The 19,633-nt window shown below is 70.2% G+C and carries 23 protein-coding genes; 12 read left to right on the forward strand and 11 right to left on the reverse strand.

The features are described 5' to 3' along the window. Positions 1-319: 319 nt before the first annotated feature. Together VFZ20_RS06140 and VFZ20_RS06145 are read right to left on the reverse strand one after the other, a co-directional pair. On the reverse strand, positions 320-802 hold the full coding sequence (locus VFZ20_RS06140; RefSeq protein ID WP_329682960.1) for a hypothetical protein: 483 nt from the start codon (positions 800-802) through the stop codon (positions 320-322). 97 nt (positions 803-899) lie between these two features. Further along, on the reverse strand, positions 900-1,730 hold the full coding sequence (locus tag VFZ20_RS06145; RefSeq protein WP_329682961.1) for a maleylpyruvate isomerase family mycothiol-dependent enzyme: 831 nt from the start codon (positions 1,728-1,730) through the stop codon (positions 900-902). 236 nt (positions 1,731-1,966) lie between these two features. Between VFZ20_RS06145 and VFZ20_RS06150 the strand changes: the two genes are divergently transcribed. The 7 genes from VFZ20_RS06150 (at position 1,967) to VFZ20_RS06180 (ending at position 7,112) form a co-directional block, all read left to right on the forward strand. Further along, positions 1,967-2,530, forward strand: a complete 564-nt coding sequence (locus VFZ20_RS06150) for a hypothetical protein (RefSeq protein WP_329682962.1) — start codon at positions 1,967-1,969, stop codon at positions 2,528-2,530. Between the two features lie 158 nt (positions 2,531-2,688). Next, the gene (locus VFZ20_RS06155) at positions 2,689-3,621 is read left to right on the forward strand and encodes an MBL fold metallo-hydrolase (protein WP_329682963.1); all 933 of its coding nucleotides are present in this window, start codon (positions 2,689-2,691) and stop codon (positions 3,619-3,621) included. A gap of 379 nt (positions 3,622-4,000) precedes the next feature. Further along, entirely contained in the window at positions 4,001-4,408 is a 408-nt protein-coding gene (locus tag VFZ20_RS06160; RefSeq protein WP_329682964.1) for a hypothetical protein, read from the forward strand. Then, entirely contained in the window at positions 4,395-4,814 is a 420-nt protein-coding gene (locus tag VFZ20_RS06165; RefSeq protein ID WP_329682965.1) for a type II toxin-antitoxin system VapC family toxin, read from the forward strand. The genes VFZ20_RS06160 and VFZ20_RS06165 overlap by 14 nt, the downstream gene beginning before the upstream one ends. Positions 4,815-5,059: 245 nt before the next feature. Continuing rightward, positions 5,060-5,596, forward strand: coding sequence for an RNA polymerase sigma factor (locus VFZ20_RS06170; RefSeq protein ID WP_329682966.1), 537 nt, complete (start codon positions 5,060-5,062; stop codon positions 5,594-5,596). Further along, positions 5,593-6,297, forward strand: coding sequence for an anti-sigma factor family protein (locus tag VFZ20_RS06175; protein ID WP_329682967.1), 705 nt, complete (start codon positions 5,593-5,595; stop codon positions 6,295-6,297). Before VFZ20_RS06170 ends, VFZ20_RS06175 begins: the two co-directional genes overlap by 4 nt. 11 nt (positions 6,298-6,308) lie before the next feature. Continuing rightward, positions 6,309-7,112 carry a PDZ domain-containing protein gene (locus VFZ20_RS06180; RefSeq protein ID WP_329682968.1) on the forward strand — a complete coding sequence of 268 codons (804 nt, stop codon included), beginning with the start codon at positions 6,309-6,311 and terminating at the stop codon, positions 7,110-7,112. Positions 7,113-7,202: 90 nt separating this feature from the next. Here the strand turns inward: VFZ20_RS06180 and VFZ20_RS06185 are convergent, their stop codons facing one another. The 3 genes from VFZ20_RS06185 to VFZ20_RS06195 all read right to left on the reverse strand — a co-directional run bounded on the left by VFZ20_RS06185 (position 7,203) and on the right by VFZ20_RS06195 (position 8,236). Next, on the reverse strand, positions 7,203-7,433 hold the full coding sequence (locus VFZ20_RS06185; RefSeq protein ID WP_329682969.1) for a hypothetical protein: 231 nt from the start codon (positions 7,431-7,433) through the stop codon (positions 7,203-7,205). A gap of 195 nt (positions 7,434-7,628) precedes the next feature. Then, the gene (locus VFZ20_RS06190; protein ID WP_329682970.1) at positions 7,629-8,018 is read right to left on the reverse strand and encodes a type II toxin-antitoxin system HicB family antitoxin; all 390 of its coding nucleotides are present in this window, start codon (positions 8,016-8,018) and stop codon (positions 7,629-7,631) included. Continuing rightward, positions 8,015-8,236 (reverse strand): type II toxin-antitoxin system HicA family toxin, encoded by a 222-nt coding sequence (locus VFZ20_RS06195; RefSeq protein ID WP_329682971.1) that lies wholly within the window; start codon positions 8,234-8,236, stop codon positions 8,015-8,017. The genes VFZ20_RS06190 and VFZ20_RS06195 overlap by 4 nt, the downstream gene beginning before the upstream one ends. A 510-nt stretch (positions 8,237-8,746) precedes the next feature. Between VFZ20_RS06195 and VFZ20_RS06200 the strand changes: the two genes are divergently transcribed. Further along, positions 8,747-9,673 (forward strand): hypothetical protein, encoded by a 927-nt coding sequence (locus VFZ20_RS06200; protein ID WP_329682972.1) that lies wholly within the window; start codon positions 8,747-8,749, stop codon positions 9,671-9,673. 267 nt (positions 9,674-9,940) lie between these two features. Further along, complete coding sequence (locus tag VFZ20_RS06205) at positions 9,941-10,177, forward strand: hypothetical protein (RefSeq protein WP_329682973.1); 237 nt, start codon at positions 9,941-9,943, stop codon at positions 10,175-10,177. 157 nt (positions 10,178-10,334) lie between these two features. Here the strand turns inward: VFZ20_RS06205 and VFZ20_RS06210 are convergent, their stop codons facing one another. Both VFZ20_RS06210 and VFZ20_RS06215 read right to left on the reverse strand, forming a co-directional pair. After that, positions 10,335-10,730 carry a hypothetical protein gene (locus tag VFZ20_RS06210; protein WP_329682974.1) on the reverse strand — a complete coding sequence of 132 codons (396 nt, stop codon included), beginning with the start codon at positions 10,728-10,730 and terminating at the stop codon, positions 10,335-10,337. A gap of 73 nt (positions 10,731-10,803) precedes the next feature. Beyond that, positions 10,804-11,274, reverse strand: coding sequence for a hypothetical protein (locus tag VFZ20_RS06215; RefSeq protein WP_329682975.1), 471 nt, complete (start codon positions 11,272-11,274; stop codon positions 10,804-10,806). A gap of 212 nt (positions 11,275-11,486) precedes the next feature. On the opposite strand from VFZ20_RS06215, the gene VFZ20_RS06220 reads away from it, so the two are divergent. Then, on the forward strand, positions 11,487-11,813 hold the full coding sequence (locus tag VFZ20_RS06220) for a hypothetical protein (protein WP_329682976.1): 327 nt from the start codon (positions 11,487-11,489) through the stop codon (positions 11,811-11,813). A 90-nt stretch (positions 11,814-11,903) separates the two neighbouring features. Here VFZ20_RS06220 and VFZ20_RS06225 read toward each other — a convergent pair whose 3' ends face one another. The 4 genes from VFZ20_RS06225 to VFZ20_RS06240 all read right to left on the reverse strand — a co-directional run bounded on the left by VFZ20_RS06225 (position 11,904) and on the right by VFZ20_RS06240 (position 16,808). Then, positions 11,904-12,905: an MBL fold metallo-hydrolase gene (locus VFZ20_RS06225; protein ID WP_329682977.1), complete on the reverse strand. Its 1,002-nt coding sequence runs from the start codon at positions 12,903-12,905 to the stop codon at positions 11,904-11,906. Between the two features lie 242 nt (positions 12,906-13,147). After that, entirely contained in the window at positions 13,148-14,041 is an 894-nt protein-coding gene (locus tag VFZ20_RS06230; RefSeq protein ID WP_329682978.1) for a TIGR03915 family putative DNA repair protein, read from the reverse strand. 315 nt (positions 14,042-14,356) lie between these two features. Next, entirely contained in the window at positions 14,357-15,613 is a 1,257-nt protein-coding gene (locus VFZ20_RS06235; RefSeq protein WP_329682979.1) for a putative DNA modification/repair radical SAM protein, read from the reverse strand. A gap of 448 nt (positions 15,614-16,061) precedes the next feature. After that, on the reverse strand, positions 16,062-16,808 hold the full coding sequence (locus VFZ20_RS06240) for a hypothetical protein (RefSeq protein ID WP_329682980.1): 747 nt from the start codon (positions 16,806-16,808) through the stop codon (positions 16,062-16,064). Positions 16,809-17,491: 683 nt separating this feature from the next. Here VFZ20_RS06240 and VFZ20_RS06245 point away from each other — a divergent pair. Together VFZ20_RS06245 and rsgA are read left to right on the forward strand one after the other, a co-directional pair. Beyond that, complete coding sequence (locus VFZ20_RS06245; protein WP_329682981.1) at positions 17,492-18,424, forward strand: RNA polymerase sigma factor RpoD/SigA; 933 nt, start codon at positions 17,492-17,494, stop codon at positions 18,422-18,424. A gap of 97 nt (positions 18,425-18,521) precedes the next feature. Next, entirely contained in the window at positions 18,522-19,433 is a 912-nt protein-coding gene (gene rsgA, locus VFZ20_RS06250; RefSeq protein ID WP_329682982.1) for a ribosome small subunit-dependent GTPase A, read from the forward strand. Positions 19,434-19,633: the final 200 nt, after the last annotated feature.

Raw genomic sequence — 19,633 nt, forward strand, 5'->3', positions numbered from 1 at the left:
GGTTCGAGCCGGCAGCGGACCGCCTTCCCCCGCTCGTTCCTCACGGAGAGAGGAGAACCCAACCCCACCGAACTCGTCTCCGCGCGCCGAAGATGGGCCACGACAAAACCCCTCCCCCGAAGTTGGGGGAGGGGTCGACCGCCGTTGCGAGGAACGAGCAAAAAGGCGGTCGGGGGAGAGGGCCACCCGTCGCGCAGCGACGGGCTTCCGCCCACGCCTGGATCCCGCCACCGCGCACCACACCTTGTAGAAGTATACACCCTCTCCCGCGCAGTTTGCGGGAGAGGGTGCGAGCGACAGCGAGCGGGTGAGGGCCCCGTCAGTTCTGCACGTCCTTGTGCACGTGCAGGTCCGGCGCGGGGCGCGTGCCCGTGGCGCGGTGCGGCCTGGCGATCTCCACGCGCCCCTCCTCGCTGGCGCTCCACGCCGTCAGGCGCTCCGAAGAGAGCGAATCCAGCAGGTGGTCCAGCAGCACCAGCGAGTCGAACACGCCATCCAGCCGGCGCCGCTGCTCCTCCGTGGCCCGCGCGTCCATCGTCAGCAGTGCGGCGACCTGCTTCTGGATGCCGTCGCGCAGCATGGCGTGCGCTTCCCGCAGCGTCTGCTCGCGGGCCAGTCGCTGCCGCCGGCGCACCGTCCAGAAGATGCACCCGTGCAGCACGCCCACGACGATCGCCGTGTAGGCCATCGCCTGCCAGTAGTCCGCGCCCGCAAGGCGCAGCAGCAAACCCGGCACAACCAGGATCACGGCGATCCCCGCCGCGCTCAGCCACAGCTCGATGTGCTTCAGGAACCCGCGCAACTCACGCCTCCACAACCACTGATTCAGACCGCTCGGGGGAATGCACCAAGGCAGGGCAAATCTCTCGCCTGTCGACTGTCCGACCCACGAGACGCGCTCACACCATCACGGCGCGCGCGTGCAAAAACGGCTCGGCGAGGGCCGCGTCGCCTTCCACGGCCACGCGCGGACGGGCACGCTCCGGCGGCAGGGCGTGCAGCAGCACGCGCCAGGCGGTGTCCGCGTCCATCCGCAACGCGCAGGCGGCATCGGCCGTGGCGCCTTCGGACAGGATCCACGCCCCGTTCGAACAGCGCACCGTCCACGAGCCGCCACCGTCGCCCTCCACCCTGAGTACGACGGATGTTCCCTCACCGGATTCCGTCCGCGCATAGGCCCGGGGCAGGGCGCGCATGGACAGCGCCAGCACGGGGCGCATCCACCGGGACCCCGTGAGCCCCGGCCGGCCCGTGGCATCGCGGATCTGCTGCTGGTGGTGCCAGCGCTCCGTGTACTCGCGGCCCACGTCCATCCAGTTGGGCGACGTCTCCTCGCCCGCCCAGCCCACGGGCCACAGCGCCGGGGCGTCCGGCTCCAGCGAGTACAGGTGATCCGCCACCTGCGGGCCCGTGGCCTGGAGCAGGCTCACGATCACGGCCGGGCTCATCCGCCGCGCCACGCCCACCCACTCGGCGTTGAGCCAGTTGAGCCAGCCCACCAGGTCGTCGTAGCCGTGGATGGGCACGTCCGGCCGCAGCGCGTTGCCGTCGCGCCCGGCGGACAGGCGGCGGATGTCGCCGTCCAGCAGGTGCGCCGCCACGTCGCGCACGCGCCACCGCGGCGTGGCCGGCCGCTCCCAGTCTTCCGGTGCCAGGGAGCGCAGCAGGCGGAGGAGCTCGTCGTGCAGCGGCGCCAGCAGGGGCGCGGTGATCACGGGGGGTAAGGACATGGTCGATGTCGGTCGATACTGGAGGAATGGCATCCGCCGCATCCGATCCAAAGCGGTCAGGCGCGGCCGTGTCACCGGCTGGATGCGGCTGGCGTCACAGGAGCGGCAAGGGCGTGCACGCTGTGGGGAACCTCGCCGCAGTAGAGTGTACAAGCACAAGCCGTACGGAAAGATGCGGACGGCACGCACCCGGCCCGCGCGGTCGCGGAGAACGCGAGATCTTAGCGCCGAGAACCATGCACGTATACCTTCGCGACGAGCCGGTTGACCTGGAGATGCGCGAGGTCGAGCCCGAGGGGCTGCTGACCGACGACTCGCAGCTCATCCCGGTCGCCTTTTTTGCGGACGGAAACGAGAACCCCAGCTTTCGGGCGTTCCTTCCCCCCGAGACCATCGTCATCCTGCACCAGGTGATCCGCGGTCCCGTGCGCCTGGGCCTGATGGCCGAGGAGCCGGAGGATCCCGCGCAGGAGATCCAGGCGATGGTGGGGCTGACGGTGCCCATCGAGCACCTGCCCCCCGGCATGGCCGCCGAGATGGAGGAAGAGGACGAGACGGACGATTCCGAGCCGTGGAAGAGCGGCGCGGGCTGGTCCGCCGAGGCCTGGCGCGGTGACGAAGAGGGTGGGGATGACGACCGCCCGCGCACCATCATGCTGGCGTTCGCGCCGCTGGTGCGCATCAAGCGCCGTCACCCGCAGGACTTTGCCGAGGAGCTGGCGGACCTGCTGGAGAGCGCCCTGGCCGGCGCCACCAAGCCCTCGCTGGAAGCCCGCGTGGAGCGGATGCTCGGCCTGTGACGAGTGCGGAAGTGCGTTCGTGCGGAAGTTGATCCGCGCCGAGGCCCGCTCCCTGCTTGGGGGCGGGCTTTTTCGCGTCCGCCCGTCGCACGGAACGATCGGGTGATGTAGATTCCGCGGCTCACGAGATCGTCCGGAAACCAAGGGAAGGGAAGCGGATGGCGGAGGCGCGGATCCACACGGAGGCACCGGGAGTCACCCGCATTGACCACGGATGGGGCGGGCCGGGGTTCATCGCGTCGTACCTGGTGGCGGACGGCGGCGACCTCGCGCTCATCGAGGCCGGGCCGGCGTCCACGCGCGACGCGCTGCTGGCCGGCATCCGCGCGGCCGGGCATGACCCGGCGGACCTCACGCACATCCTGCTCACGCACATCCACCTGGACCACGCGGCCGGCGCCGGCCAGCTCGTGGCGCTCGCGCCGCGCGCCAGCGTCTACGTGCACCCGCGGGGCGCGCCGCACCTGGTGGACCCGTCGCGCCTGCTGGCCAGCGCCGCGCGCATCTACGGCGACCGCATGGACGAGATGTGGGGCACCATGCTCCCTGTCCCCACGGAGCGCATCCGCACGCTGGACGACGGGCAGACGGTGCGCGTGGGCGGGCGCGCGCTGGCGGCACTGGACACGCCGGGGCACGCGGCGCACCACTTCTCGTTCCACGACGTCGAAGCGGGGCTGGTGTTCACGGGCGACGTGGGCGGCATCCGGATGGACGGCGTCAAGCACGTGCGCCCGCCCACGCCGCCGCCGGAGATCGACACGCCGGCGTGGCTGCGCAGCATCGACCGCCTGCGCGCGGTGGATGCCAGGATGCTGCTGCCCACGCACTTCGGCGGGATCACGGACGTGGCGTGGCACCTGGACGACCTGCAGTCGCGCCTGCTGGAGTGGACGCGCATCGCCGGCGAGCACGCCGATCGCCACGCCCTGGCCGAGGCGCTCGCCGTCCGTGCCGACGCCGAGCTGCTGGCCGTGACGGACGATGCCGCGCTCGTGCCCCGCTACGCCGCGTCCATCCCGTACGAGATGATGGCCGCCGGCCTCCTGCGCCAGGAGCAGGTCCGCGCCCGCGCCGCCGCCGAGGCGTAGGGCCCTCGGGATCCCGACTGAAAGCCCCCGCGGCCGGCGTGCCGCGGGGGCTTCGTCGTATCTGGACGGAGCGCGCCTGTCCTGATCGGAGCGGAAATCGTGGTCTAAGTGGCCGCGTTATCGTGCCGCCACGTCGGAGCCGCTGTTGGTGCCAATCATGGGCACACGGCCGGATCGCGAGCATCCGCGCCACTTTATCTGCCCGGAGCGGCTTCGGTTCGAGGTGCCACGACACACTGCAACATGTGCAGATGCGCATCGGTGTTCGTGCGTTGGCCGCAAGCAGGCGTGCGGCCGGTGGCGCATTCAGAATCTACACTCCGGACGATTCTGGGGTTAGATTCAGACGCGAGCACTGCGTCCCCTTTACGGAGGCATCATGAGCGTTCAGCTGAGTGCCGAAGTCGTGACTATGTTCGACCAGTTGCCGGCCGCGCGGCGCGAGCAGGTGGTGGAGTACGCGCGCTGGCTGCGGGCCAACCCGCACGCGTCGCTTCCCTGGCGGCAGAGTGGCACGTCGAGCAATGGCGATCTCGTCATCGCTTCCTGCCCTCCCGCGCGTTCCGTCGGTGGATCGCCCCCGTCGGAGCTGGAGCGCGAGGTATGCGGCCTCACCTGCGAGCAGCAGGAGCTCATCGCGGAGCACGTGGTTGCCTTTGCCGCAGGGTTGGGAGCGCCCGGCCATGTGTTTCGGCGATTCGCGGGAACGATCCCCGAGGACGTCCTGGACCAGATGGAGCGCTTCATCGAAGAGGAATGCGAAAGGATCGACTATGAAGGATGGTAAGCTCCTGCTGGACACCGATATCGTCATTGCTTCGTTTCGCCGTGATCCCGGCGCGGAGCAGGCCCTGTATGAGGCAAAGCGCCTCCTCATCCCGGTGGTCGTCATCGGGGAGCTGATCGCGGGCGCGCTGCAGGGCCGGCAGACGGAACGGGAGATGGCCCGTATCGACGCACTGCTGGCCAATGGCGAAGTGCTGGATTGTGATCTGGAGACGGCCCACCACTACGGAGAAGTGAGGACGCACCTGCGCCGGCAAGGGCGTCCCATCCCGGAGAACGACATCTGGATCGCGGCGCTGGCGCGCCAGCACGACGCGCCGGTCGCATCGCGCGATGCTCACTACGACGCCGTGCCGGGGCCTGAAGCGCGAGCCCTGCCGCGACTCGTCCTGACAGGAGAAGGATGAGACGATGCGAGGCCATCGAAGAAGAGTGCGAGCGGTGACGGTAGGCCGGGGGCTCACGTAACCCCGGCCTGATCCGCCGCCGCTTGTCCACTCGTGCCAACCACACGCACGTTGCGGGAGAGGATGCACGCCGTTGCCGGCTGTCCCCCGCAACCTGTCCCCCGCGGTTCCGGTCCTTCCAACCTTTCACCGCCCGCCGGCCACATACCCAGGCCAACGCACGAACGCGCCCCCGCACGCCGACTGTGACCCTGACCGCACCGCCGGAGCCCGCCACGCCGGACACCGCCCTCCCGCGCGACCCCTGCGCGTTCGAGGCGCTGTACCGCGCGCACTATCGCCACGTGTACGCCATCACCCTGCGGATGACGTGCGACGCGGCGCGGGCCGAGGACGTCACGCAGGAGGTGTTCGTGCGCGTGTGGCAAAAGCTGCCTGGATTTCGCGGCGAAAGCGCGCTCAGCACGTGGATTCACACGGTGGCCGTGCGCACCACGCTGGAGCACCTGCGCAGCGAGTCGCGGCGCCAGGCGCGGGTGATGACCACGGACGAGCCCGACCGCTACGCCGCCGAGGCGCGCCGCGCCATGCCCGACACGGCCGTGGACCTGGAGCGCGCCATCGCGGCGCTGCCCCCCGGCGCCCGCAACGTGCTGCTGATGCACGACGTGAACGGCTACCGCTACCACGAGATCGCCGAGATGCTGGGCGTGAGCCTGGGCACGGTAAAGAGCCAGCTGAACCGCGCGCGGCGATTGATGATGGAGGCCCTGGAGCGATGACCATGCACCTTTCCGACGACGACCTGCACGACTACGCCGGTGGCGAGCTGCCCCCAGGCGAGATGGCCCGGGTCGCCGCGCACCTGGACGACTGCGCCGCCTGCCGTGCCCTCGCCGAGCCGCTGGTGGTCCTCACGGCGCGTCTGGCGGCCCTGCCGCGCCTGGCCACGCCCGCCAGCGACGGCTGGGCCGCCCTGCACGCGCGCCTCGTGGCCGAGGAGACGGCCGCCACGCCCGCGCCCGTCGCCGTGACGAAGGTAGTCTCGCTAGACGGGCATCGCCGCCGGCGCGGACGCATGCTGGGCGGCTGGGTGCCCCAGGCGGCCGCGGCCGCGCTGCTGCTGGGCATCGGCTTTGGGGGCGGGCGCATGTCGCGGCCCGCCGATTCTGCGTCGGCCATGGCCATCGCGGCCGACACCGTCGCCACGGCCATGCAGGCCGCCGTGCGCGTGCAGCGTGCGGGCACGGAGTACGTGGCCGCCGTGGCGCACTTCGTGGCCGCCACTCGCGGCAGCGACAGCCTGGTGGCCGCGCAGGGACGCGAGGCCACCATTGCCGCTTGCTACGGCGCCTCGCGCGAGCTCACGCGCCTGCGCGGCGGCGACAGCTCGGCCGTGCAGCTGTTCCGCACCGCGTCCATCACGCGCCACGGCCGCATGACCCCCGCGGACACGGCGCCCCGTCCGGGCGTGATGTTCTGATGATCAAGCGGATGATGAACGCTCGCCGGCTCCGGTCCATCCCGCTGATCCTGGCGCTGGTTTTCACGGCCACGGACGCGCGGGCGCAGGCCTGCCGCGACGGCGTGCCGCGCACGGCGTCGCTGGGCATCGGGATGCTGCACTGCGTAGGCGGCGGATGTATGGTCAACGCGCGCGACGGGGCGGGGTACCGCCACGACTTTTCCGTGGAGCCGCGCGCGTGGAACCTGGAGCCGGCCGGCCCCGCGGCCCGCGTGCTGCGCGAGGGCGATCAGATCACCAGCATTGACGGCGCGCTCATCACCACGCGCGACGGCGGGCGGCGAATGGCCAACCTGCGGTCGGGGGTGCCCGTGCGCTTGGGCATCCGCCGCGACGGCGCGGAATCCGTCGTCCGCGTGGTGCCCGAGCCGGGGTGCAACACGCCGAACGTGGCCGTGACGGCGTCCGCCGCCAAGCCGGGCAGCCACGGGAGCGAGTCCCCGCAGCCGGAGGCGAGCGGCGGCCCGGGCGTGTACTTCGGGATGGAGATGGACTGCGGCGACTGCGGCTGGCGGCAGGAGAACGGCGACTGGCGCTGGCACGCCACGCAGCCCATGCGCATCCAGTCCGTGGTGCCCGGCGCTCCCGCCCACCGTGCGGGCCTGCGCGCCGGCGACGTGCTGCTGCGCATCGAGGGGCGCCCGTTCACCACGCCGGGCGCGGGCGGCTTCTACGCCGGTCTGCGTCCCGGCCAAGCCGTGCGCTTCGAGGTGCGCCGCGGCGACCGCACGCTCGTCATCCCCGTCGTCCCGGAGCTCCGCCGGGGCTCCTAGCCGGCGGACTCGGCGGATTCGGTGGAGCAGCGGGTCGAGCGCGGGCCGGGAGATCGCTTCCCGGCCCGCGCTTCGTTTGGCGGATGCGGATCATGCCGCCCAGGGCCGCGCGTCCGCCGCGGCGGGCGGGGGCTCGGGCTCCGTCTCGCAGGCCCAGCACTGGTCCAGGTATTCGTCGATGGCGTCGCGAAACGCGGCCTCCAGGCGCTCCTCGCAGTCCGCCTCGTACGTGATGGTGTCGCGCAGGTCCAGCACGCGGCCGTGAAAGATGCCCTCCTCGGCGTCGAACTCCACCGAGCCCGTGTATCCCCGGTGTTCCATGGCGCTGCGCCTTTCGCGGCAGAGGTGAACGGCGACGGCGCCCAACGATCATCTGTCCATTTTCCCTGGTCAACTACCCGCCAAAACACGGCCACGGGCCGAACATGCCTGTTCGGAACCGGGCACAAAACGGACGCGACCGGCACACCGCCAGGGCGTGCCGGTCGCGTCGGTCGCCAAACGAGCGGCGGAGGATTATCCGCCCGCGGCTTCGGAGATCCGATCGTCGATCTCAGGGCGGCTGGGGGGCATCTTCTCCGCGTCGAGCCGCATCTGGATGGCGCCCAGGATCCAGTTGTTCATGCTGGCTCCAGCGCGCCGTGCCGCGATGGACGTGTCGCGGTGCACCTCCGGCGAAAGGCGCAGCACGAACTTGCCGGAGTAGGGCTTCTGCGGCTCCACGCCGTTGCGGTCGCATCCCCGCAGGTAGTTGTCCACCCCGTTGCGGAAGTCCGCCTCCAACTCATCCACCGAGGTCCCCTCGAACGAGATGATGTCGGTGACCCCGATCACGCGGCCATGAAAGATCCGGTCTTCGGAGTCGTACTCCATCGTTCCCGTGTAGCCCTTGTACGTCATGCTCATGGTACGATCCCGGCTTGGGTGAGTAGCGCGCGTGCGAGGCGAACCTGGTATCGCTTGGCTTCTTTTCGCGGGTGCGGCCGATGGAAATCCGCCGCATGATCTTTCAGGATCATGCAGATCCGTGAGCCGCTTCCTTCCTCGATCACGCCTCCGTGGTGCAGGAACAACGCTTCCACGTCGTCCCAGACGATGGTGGCACTGACAGGCTCCCGGAACACGGCTTCCAGCGTGCGGCGGTGACGTGTGCTCGTATAGTACCATCCGATAGTACTATGGACAAGGCGTCCGACCGGCTACGTCGGCGGGGAGGTACGGTGGATACGCCGTCCACTTGTTCCGCGCAATCCCGCGCCAAAACACGGCCAGGGCTCGAACACACGTGCTCGATACCGGACCCCAAGCGAACGCGCAGAACGGGAACGTGGCGGCCCGCCTTCAGCCGCCGCGCGCCTTTTCATCATCTAATCCGTATCCCCGGGTCAGGGCGTCGGCCCCAAAACGATCGCGTTTCGAATCTTTTCGGATGGACCGCCGTAATCACCCCGCGCGCTGGCGGATGGCTCAACTCCTTTCGCTCCATCCGCTTACCCGCGGAGGGACGAAACGCTTGACAGCGAAGCTGCCCGGACGCACCGTTCCCGTCCCGCTGCCATAATGGGCCGCGGGCCCGCCCTCCTCCCGGCGCCGCTCGCGCCGGCGTTCACCCCAACCAACAGAGAGGCCTCGCGATGCAGCATCCCATGCCCCGCATGCCCTTCCTGCGCCGCGCCGCCGCGGCCGGGCTCCTGCTGCTGTCCGCCGCGTGCGGCGGCGACGCCCCCGAAGATCAGTCGGCCACGGCCAACGCCGAGGCCGTGGACCCGGCGTCCTCCGCCACGGCCACCGACAAGGAGACGGCCAGCTTCGAGGCACCCGCGGACAGCCTCCTCACGCCGCGCCAGGTGACGGCGTACCTGCGCACGACGCTGGTGCAGTTCGACCTGATTACCCGCGAGGCGCCGCAGTACCACCAGAAGATGGCCCAGATGGAAACGCGTGCCGAGGGCGGCGGCCTGATCGCCGGCCTGCGCAACGCGACCGACGCCGCCGGCATGGTGGCGGGGCTGGGCGACCTGGTGGGCGGGAGCTTCGTGCGCTCCGCGCGCTCGCAGGGACTGAACCCGGCGGAGATGGAGTGGGTGCGCGAGCGCATCACCGAGGCCGGCGGGCACCTGGCCCTGCGTCCCATGCAGCAGCAGGCCGTGGAGAGCGCCCGGTCCATGCGCCAGCAGGCGGAGCAGTACCGGGGCCAGCCCGGCTTCGACGACGCCATGGTGCGCGAGATGATCGACAATGCCAACAACATGGAGCGCGAGGCGCTGGCCAACCTGAACCCCTCGGGGGCGCTGGGCCGCAACATCGAGGTGCTGCACCGCGCGCTGCCCAACGTGACGGACCACATGTGGGGCGCGATGGCGCTGACGGGCGGCGCTGGCGGGCTGCTGGCGCTCACGGGGCTGGGCAACCCCAGCGACACGACGACGACGCGGATGATGGCCGAGTGGCGCCGCATCTACACCGACGCGCTGGAGAACCGCGCCACGCCCGGCATGGAGGCCAGCGTGCCCGCCAACCAGGCCCACCCGCGCCTGGACGGCCAGCCCGCCGCCAACTGACGGAAACGGCTCGGGTGATACGCGCGAACGGGCCCGGCACATCGCCGGGCCCGTTCGCGTTGTGCGGCTCCTGGTCCGGGCGCGGGCGAGCACGGTGGTTCATGCATCCTTCCGCACGTAAATCGCCATCGCACGAAAGGATGAAACTATTGTGCGTCTCAATAGGTACACCGGGATGAGGTGTCGCTGCCCTGCCGGTTGCCGCTCTACCCTCGCCACTCGCACCCTCGCGGGTGGCACCCCTACCCTCACGTGAGGATCAAGCAAATGCGCAAGCTCAAGATCGAGGATCTCGAAGTCGTGACGTTCGTGACGGGAGAAGATTCGGGAGCGCTCGGGACGGTGAAGGCGAACAGCCTCTACGATGACAGCATGGATACGTTCTGCCCCACCAACCCGGAGTACGGCACGTGCGTCAAGCAGACGTACAACGCGCAGAGCTGCCGCGCGTCGTGTCCCAACTACACCTGCGAAGGCATCACCTGCGGCATGCTGATCTGCTGATGTCCCTGCCGGCGCGCGCCGCCGGCAGGTAGACGGTTCCACGGGCGCACCCCGGCAGGGCAGCGCACGATCCGTGGATCCGTACAGTGGATGACAAAGGGGCGGCCCCGCACTCCGGGGCCGCCCCTCGCCTGTTTCTGCCGTTGCCGGCGATTCCTTATTCCCTGTTCCCTATTCCCTGCTCCCTGGAACCGTCGCCGTTTCCGCCGCCCGGCCCGTGCCCGCGCAGCGAATCCAGCCGCTGCAGGTCCTCGCGCCAGACGGAGCGCAGGATAGGATGCCGCTCCACGTACGCGTGCAGCCCCGCCACGAGCGCGTCCATGTTCACCCCGGCAAAGTCCTCCTCGAAGTGCGAGGCGTCACCCAGGGACAGGTCGGGCACGTCGCCCAGCCACTCCACGCGGCCGTCGGGGTAGGCCACCCCCACGCGGGCGCCGTCGGTGGCGTAGCTCACGGCGCCCTCCCACGGCATCACGTCGCGCACCTCGCGGCCCTGCGCGTCGATGCGGGGAAGGTAGAAGCGGTCCGGCAGTCGGATTTCGCGGGCGGTCATCACAGTCGGCCGCACTGGATGGAAAGGGATGTGGGGTGATGAAAAAAAGGGCGCCCGGCGGGGCGCCCTGGGGTCAGGCCAGCGCGGTGGAACGGCGATCCGCCCCCGCCCGTCCCCCGTCGCCCAGCTCGGTTCCGTCGGGGGCGATGCGCTCCAGCTGCGCCCGCACCTCCACGAAGCGCTGGGCCTGCGCCACCAGCCCGCGCCGTTCCAGGAAGGCGTTCAGGTGCTCCACGATGCCGCACATCATGTCGTACCGCTCCTGCACCTTGCGCAGGCGCCGGATCTCGCGCACCAGGCGCAGCACGGCATCCGGGTGCATGGCCGCGATAAAGCGCTGGTCCGCCTCGGCCAGTTCGTGCGCGCCCTCCACCACGTAGCGCAGCTCGTCGTCCTCGGCGGCGGCGTGCACCACCACGCGGGCGCTTTCGCCCGTCTGGTAGTCCATCACCACCTGCGGCTCCCACGGGCCCGGCGTGGCGTCCAGGGCCAGGGCCTCGATGGCGTGCAGCTCCGAATCCGACAGGGGGATGTGCTTGGCCATTGGGTTGGGCGAAAGGGAAAGCGGGCGGTACGCGTGGGTTCCGGACCTGAAACGATGGAAGGTGTCAGGCCGGGGCGCAAGTGTTTCGGGCGCGTTTCGGGCCAGCGGCCGGCCCGTTTGGCGGCTGATGGACGACTGGTACGGCGGATGCGAATCGTCCGCGCCTCGACCGATGCACATCGACAGGATTTCAACCCGGACTAGAGGTGCCGATGCCCAGGCTTCGCTTGCTATCCGCCGGACTGCTCACCGCCGTGCTGGCCGCCGCCGCGTGCGACGGCTCCGGCGAGCACAACGTTCCCGACGAGGCCAGCCAGGGCGCGCCCGGCCCGGACTCCATGGCGGCGGGCACGGCCACCCCGGTGGCGCCGCCGCCCGTGGGGACCGTGAACCCCGCCGCCCCCAGCGGCCCGGGCACCTACCCGGACAGCGCGTCGTCCACGGCCGTGGGCCAGCCCACGCTGCCCGCGGGTGGCGGTCCCGCGCAGCCGCCCACCGCGGTCGAAAAGGCCGGCGACGACAACCCGTCGACGCAGTGAGGCGAAGTGACAAGTGCCAAGTGCCAAGTGCCAAGTGCGACATCGTCGGCTATCTGTTACTTGGCACTTGGTACTTCGCACTTGGCACTTCTACAACACCAGCGTCTCGCCGTGCTTCAACACGTGCAGATCGGCGTCCGGCAGATCCGCAGACTCCCACGCGGCGCGCAGGCGCACGGGCGGCTCCAGCGGATCCTCGTCCGTCAGGCGGAACGTGCCCCAGTGCATGGGGATGAACGCGCCGCGGCCGCCCATCTCCACGTAGGCACGTACGGCTTCCTCGGGGTTCATGTGCGCGGGCGCCATGAACCAGCGCGGATCGTACGCGCCAATGGGCATCAGCACGGCGTCGAACGGGCCCAGGCGCCGGCGGATCTCCTCGTATCCGCGAAAGTAGCCGCTGTCCCCGCCAAAGTACACGCGCCGCCCGTCCGCCGTCCGCAGCGCGAACGATCCCCACAGCCGGTCGTTGTATTCGCGCAGGGTGCGGCGCGTCCAGTGCTGCGCCGGCGCGCAGGTGACCGTCAGCGGGCCACCGTTGCCGGGCAGCTCGATCGTGTCCCACCAGTCCACGTCCGCCACGTTGGTGATGCCGCGCGCCCGCAGCCACGCCGCGTGCCCCAGCGGCGCAATCCACCGGATACCGTCCCCGAACGCGCGGTGCAGGTCGCGGACGCTGCCCTCGTCCAGGTGGTCGTAGTGGTCGTGCGAGAGCAGGACAGCGTCGATGGGCGGCAGATCCTTCAGCGCCACGCCCGGCGGCACGAACCGCTTGGGCCCCATGAAGCGGAACGGCGACGCGCGCGGGCCAAAGTGTGGGTCCAGCAGCACGTTGCGGCCGCCCATCTGCAGCAGGAAGCTGGCGTGGCCGATCCAGGTGATGCGCATCTCCCCCGCCGCCGCGCGCGGCCGCGCCACGTTGCTGGATACGAGCGGCAGGGCCGATGGATCGGGGTTGGGCGGAAGCCTGGTCCGCATCCGCTCCATCTGCCAGCGCAGCACGCCGCCGCCCGCGCGCTGGTCGGGCACTTCGAGCGGCCAGGGGATGCGGAACTTGCCGTCCGGCCCGTGGTGCGCGGGGCGGTCAGTCACGGGCGGACGCGGGCATCGGGTTCATCCTCACGCTGGAGTATCGGCATCTGGACGGAGTGGCTGAAGCCGTCCCTCAACGATAGCGGAAAGCTCCGTCTTCCGCGCGGGCACGAGGGCAGGCGCAGAGCTTCGCGGGCGAGATCCTTCGTCGCCGCCATGGAATCCGCGCGAACCGGGTCCACGCGGCGGCTCCTCAGGATGACGCATTCCAGGGTGATGCTGGGCTACACCGCCCGGTTCTCTCACTCGCCCTGCTCAGCCGGTGGATCGTTGGATGGGACGGCGGCAGGCGGATCGGCATCACCCTCCCGCGTTCGCCGCTGCTTTCGCTCGCGGCGGGCGAGCTCGTCGCGGGCCTGCTGCTCGATCATGCGGCGGGTGCGGGCGGGAGCATCGGCCACCAGCGGGGTGATGAGGTCCGCCTCGGGGAGGTTCTTCCAGTAGCGCTGGGGCATCTCGGCGCGCATGGCGCGGGTGCGCAGGCGGGCGGGGTTGAAGGTGCTGGCGTAGTACGTTCGCCACAGCGTCTCCAGCACGTCCGCCGTGGGCGCGTCGGCGCGAGACACGCCGGGCGTGAACGCCAGCGACTCGCCGTCCCAGTGCACGCAGCGGCGCGGCGTGAGGATGCTCCAGCGCATGGAGGCGAAGCGCTCCTTGAAGAACTCCGACGCGCGCTCCACGATGTGGTGGTCCGGCTCGAACCACGCAACATAGATCGTTTCGCCCTCGTGCTCCACCGTCCGGAACCGCACGAACGCCTTCATCTTGTGCGTGTCGCGGCGCACGGCTTTTTCCATCCGCAGCAGGCGATGCACGTCGGGGTCGCTGGCCACGTCCATCAATCGCGGCTCGCCGTGCGTCTGGCGCCACAGCAGGCGGTAGAGCAGGCCCCAGCGCTCGGGGTCCGCGTGGCACGCCGCGGCCTGGGCCAGCTCCACGAAGCGCTTCGACACGCGGAACGCGTCCTGCGGCCGCGCCAAGCCCGCCGCGTCCGCCGCGAGCGCGAGGCCAAGCCCCTGCTGCGCGTCGTCCGCGTCGCGCCAGGCGACGTCGCGGGGCTCCACGCCGTCCAGCAGCAGCCGGCGCGCGGCCGCCCGCCACGCGGCGAACGTGGGCTCGATGGCGACTTCGATCATGGGAGCGGGCTCGATGCCGAACCAGGAACGAGCATGGACGCCGTCGCCCCGCCTGAGCGGGTAAACCCGCCGCTGGGACAGCCATAAGCCCTGTCTCGCGCTGACGCGCTCTGCGAACGAGGCTTCAACCGCTCCGGTTGCCGGCCGCGGTGCACGGATGCCGGTCGCCGCTGGGGCAGTCCGCGAAGGCGGACTTCGCGAACTTCCAGCGGCGAATTCATTCGCTCCCGGATGTCGCGACGCCCGTCCGCCCACCACGGAGCCCTCCCGCGCCGGACCCACTCCCGCACTGACGCACTTCCGCACTCACGCACTTCAAAGCTCCCCGTGCGTGGCGGCGGTGGCCGTCTCGAACAGATCGATCTGCGCGCGCCTGGGTGCGATGCGGTCGCGCAGGTCCACGGCGTCGAGGCCCAGCAGCGTGGGCCGATGGTCGTCCGTGACGATGAACGGCAGCGCGCGGCGCAGGGGCACGCCCAGACGCCGCAGGTCGTCCGTGCGGATGCGCGTCCAGCGGCGCGCGGCCAGGATGCGCTTGACGTTGCGCGCGCCTAGCCCCGGGATGCGCAGCAGGTCCTCCCTGGACGCGCGGTTCACGTCCACGGGAAAGCGCTCGCGGTGCCGCAGCGCCCACGACACCTTGGGATCCACCGTCAGGTCCAGGTTGGGCGCGTCCGGCGTGGTGAGCTCCTCCGCGCCAAACCCGTAGAACCGCATCAGCCAGTCGGCCTGGTACAGGCGGTGCTCGCGGACGAGCGGCGTGGCGATGGGCGGCAACCCCGCGGCGGCGTCGGGGATGGGGCTGAAGCCGGAGTAGTACACGCGCTTGAGCCGCGGCCCGTTGTACAGCGCGGAGGCCGTGGAAAGGATGGTGGCGTCCGTGGCCTCCGTGGCGCCCACGATCATCTGCGTGCTCTGCCCGGCGGGGGCAAAGACCGGGAGCCGGCGCCGGGGTTCCGCGACCTGCCTGGCCTCGTCGATGCGGTCCGCCATCCGCCCCATGGCGCTGGTGATCTGCACGAGCTTTTTCTCGGGGGCCAGGCGGTCCAGGTTCTCCTGCGTGGGCAGCTCCACGTTCAGGCTCAGCCGGTCTGCCCAGCGGCCCGCCTCGTCCAGCAGCTCGGGCGACGCGTCGGGGATGGCCTTGAGGTGGATGTATCCCGCGAAGCCGTGCTCCTGCCGCAGCGTGCGCGCGACGGCGATGAGGGCTTCCATGGTGTAGTCCGGGGTCTGGATGATCCCGGAGCTCAGGAAGAGGCCCTCGATGTAGTTGCGGCGGTAGAAGTCCAGCGTGAGGTCGACCACCTCCCGCACCTTGAACCGCGCGCGGCGCACGTCGCTGCTGCGGCGGTTGATGCAGTACTGGCAGTCGTAGATGCAGTAGTTGGTGAGCAGGATCTTGAGCAGCGACACGCACCGGCCGTCCGGCGTGTAGCTGTGGCAGATGCCCGACCCCTCCGTGGAGCCGATCCCCTTTTTGCCGCCCTTGCGCCCCTTGGCGCCGCTGCTGCTGCACGACGCGTCGTACTTGGCGGCGTCGGCCAGGATGGCGAGCTTCTGCGCGATCTCCATCTGCGATCTCAGCCCCAGGACTGCGGGTTCACCGAACAGGAGCCGAAATTTAATCTTTGCACAGGGTTGGGTCAACTGCCCTAAGCACAATGGCGATCGGCAGATGCGGGACTGTCGGAATGGCGGGGATGGGGAGGCCGAGGCGGGGGATGAACGTTCGGGAGAGATCATGCCGGCGAGCCGGCTCCCCGCCTGAGCGGGTAAACCCGCCGCTAGGACAGCCATAAGCCCCGTCTCGCGCCGATGCGCTCTGCGAACGGGGCTTCAACCGACCGGATTGCCGCGCCGGTGCACACGGGCGACCCTCCCTGGGGCAGTCCGCGCAGGCGGACTTCGTGCCTTTCCAGCGGCGAATTCATTCGCTCGGCGGGATGACGGCGGCGCACCCAATCCCCCCGACGCCGCGCGTTCTTTCGCACTTTCGCACTTTCGCACTTTCGCACTTTTGTCACCCGAACAGGTCGGGATGCGGATCGGCGGGACGGGCATCCGCGGTCTTCGGGGCGAGGCGGGCCTGGCCCGTGGGGCACAGGTCCAGCACGGGGCAGCGGGCGCAGGCCGGGCTACGGAAGAAGCAGCACTTTTGTCCGTGCAGCATGAGCACCTCGTGGTGATCGTACACCTGCTGCGCGCTCCAGTCCGCCGGCAGCAGCGCCTCCAGCCGCGCGTGCGCCGGGCCCACGGGCACGCCGTCCGGCAGCAGCCCCAGCCGCGTGGCCACGCGGTGATGGTGGCTGTCCACGGGCAGCGCCGGCATCCGCAGCCGGCTGAACAGCAGCACGGCCGCGCTCGTCTTGGGCCCCACGCCGGGGATCGACTCCAGCCACGCGCGCGCGTCCGGCACCGGCATCTCCGCCAGGAACTCCAGCGAGAGCTCGCCCCGGCGTTCCGTGACCTCGCGCAGCACCTGCTGCACGCGCGGCGCCTTTTGCTCTGGCCAGGTGCACGGCGACACGGCGTCCTGCACCTCGGCCACGGGCGCGTCGCGCACGGCCTCCCAGCTGCCGAAGCGGCGGCGCAGCTCCTTGAACGCCTGCCCGGAGCTGCGGTTGGTGGTGCGGTGCGACAGGAGCGACGAGACCAGCTCGCTCAGCGGGTCCAGGTCGTGAAAGTACGGGATGGGGCATCCGTACACCGCGCACAGGCGGTCGTGGACCTGGAGAGCAAAGGCGCGAAGTGCATCGGGTTTGTCCATGCACGGGACGGATGGCAAACCCCGGGCCGGTGTAAACTCTGTGCTCTGGAGGAAGGGGATGGAACCCGGTACGGCTTCCGCCCGCACGTGCCGATACCCAATGCAGGCGGGGAACAAGCACCCCGTCCGCAGTGTCTTGGGATTGGACGCGGAACGGCATTCGGACGCTCCTGTGCGTCCTGCCCGGCGGCCCGTTCCGTGCACGCCGAAAACCTGCCGAAAGGGCAAGTGTCTACCGTCAACGCGGCGGGTTTTGGTGGCCGGAACCTTGCTGGTTCGCCGGCGTACGAAGCAGGCAGCCGGCAACCGTTCCCAGGGACCTCGCAAGGTGCGCAACGAAACCGTTGACGGGGAGATTTCCGTAACGTATCATGTGCGCCCCCGACCGCATGGGGCCGGCGGATCATCACCCAAACTTTCGCGTTTTGAAAGATGTTGAACGTCCTCTCGCGCACGACCACGGCACGTCCCGGATGCATTCGGGCACGGCTTGGCATGCCCATGGGGACGGCATGGACGGGAAGGAGCGGCGTTTTGCGCGCGTAGCGACCATTCGCAACGCCCGCCGAGCCGCCGCCCGCCGCCTTCGACGCGCCGGGCGGCTTTGTTATCCCCCGGCAGACCTTTTGCAAGAATCCGAACGGTTCGCGCCCCGCCTGTGGGGGCGCACCGACTGAGGCACGATGAGCACGAAGAACGAAGACATGGCCACCACGACGCGAAAGGGCACCACCCGCCGGCGCAAGCGCCAGGCGCCCAGCCTGGACGGCGGCTTCTCCGTGGCGGCCGAAGACCAGAGCAGCCTGGACCAGTACCTCAAGGAGGTCAGCACGCACTCGCTGCTGACCGCCGCGCAGGAGATCGAGCTGGGCAAGCGGGCCCAGGCGGGCGACGAGGCCGCCATCGCCGAGCTGGTGCGGGCCAACCTGCGCTTCGTGATCTCCGTCGCCAAGAAGTACCAGAACCGCGGCGTCTCCCTGGCGGACCTCATCCAGGAAGGCAACGTGGGCCTGGTGACGGCCGCGCGTAAGTTCGACCCGGACCAGGGGGTGAAGTTCATCTCCTACGCCGTGTGGTGGATCCGGCAGGCCATCCTGAGCGCCCTGGCCAACCAGGGCCGCAGCGTGCGCGTGCCGCTCAACCGCGCCAGCGACCTGGCCAAGATCTTCCGCGAGCGCGAGCGGCTCAAGCAGGAGCTTCGCCGCGACCCCACGCCCCAGGAGCTCAGCGAGGCCACGGGGCTGTCGGTGGACATCGTGGAGAGCCTGCAGACGCTCAACGCGGCCGAGATTCGCCTGGACGCGCCCATCGGCGACAGCGACGACAGCCAGCTCATGGACCGCTTCGTGGCCGACAGCGCCATCGAGACGGAAGAGGAGGTGGAGGAGCGGCTGCTGAGCGAGCGCATCGACAAGGCGCTGGGCACCCTGCAGCCGCGCGACGCCAAGGTCCTCAAGCTGTACTTTGGCCTCGAGGGCGGCCGCGAGCACACGCTGGAGGAGATCGGCGACATCCTGGGCGTGACGCGCGAGCGCATCCGCCAGCTGCGCGACCGCGCCCTCAAGCGCCTGCGCGAGGGCGAGATGGGCGAGGCGCTGGCCAGCTTCGCGGCATGACGCCGGCCGGCCGAACGCATATCTTCACGGCACCCTTCCATCCTGGAGGGGTGCCGTGTCGTTTGTGCCCCCTTCATCAGGCCTGATCAAAAAGACGATGCGCAGCGGGACGGTGTGCCGCGGGCTGGGCGGCGTGTACGAGGTGGAGACGCCCGAGGGCGTGGTCGAGGCGGTGCTGCGCGGCCGCATCAAGCGCGAGGAGCGCACGGGCGAAAAGGTGGTGGTGGGCGACCGCGTGGACGTGGACGAGGACCGCGCGGGCGAAGGGACGGTGTGGTCCATCGTGAAGGTGCACGAGCGCACGACGGTGCTGGCCCGCAAGGCGCCCGGCAAGGCGCCGCGTCCCAAGGCCATCGTGGCCAACGTGGACCAGGTGCTCGTCGTCTTCGCCGCCGCCAACCCCGACCCGCACCTGCGCATGCTGGACCGCTTTCTGGTGATCGCGGCCTCCAGCGACATCGCGCCCGTCATCGTCGTCAACAAAACGGACGTGGCGGGGATGGACGCCGCCCGCGCGCTCTTTGCCCCGTACGAGCGCGCCGGCTACACGGTGCACTACACGGCCGCGCGCGACGGCACGGGCGTGGACGGCCTGCGCGAGGCGCTGTGCGGGCGGCTGTCCGCGCTGGCGGGCCCGTCGGGCGTGGGCAAGAGCAGCCTGCTGAACGCCGTGCAGCCCGGCCTGGGGCTACGCGTGTCGGAGGTGAGCCAGGCCGTGAACAAGGGCCGCCACACCACGGTGACGGCGCAGCTCATCCCCCTGGAGTGCGGGGGGTGGGTGGCGGACACGCCGGGGCTGCGCGAGGTGGGGCTGTGGGAGATCGAGCCGGACCAGCTGCAGTTCTACTTTCCCGAGTTCGAGCCGCTGCTGGGGGATTGCCGCTACCCCACCTGCACGCACACGCACGAGCCCGGCTGCGCCGTCCGCGCCGCGGCCCAGTCCGGCGAGATCGACGCGGGCCGCTACGACAGCTACCAGCGCATGTTCCTGGGCGAGGACGAAGAGTAGAACCCCAACTTCAACTGCTTTTCTCACGCAGAGGGAGCAGAGGCAGCAGTACTGCGGCTCGGCCGAAGACGCTGCTCCTTCGCGTGTTTCTCCTCGGAGACAGAAAAACTGCATTCTCACGCAGAGCCGCAGAGGGCGCAGAGTACTTCGTCGAGCGATGAAGTACTCTGCTGCCCCTGCTTCCTCTGCGTGAGAATGCA

The organism is Longimicrobium sp. (genome assembly GCF_036280135.1).
Taxonomy (GTDB): domain Bacteria; phylum Gemmatimonadota; class Gemmatimonadetes; order Longimicrobiales; family Longimicrobiaceae; genus Longimicrobium.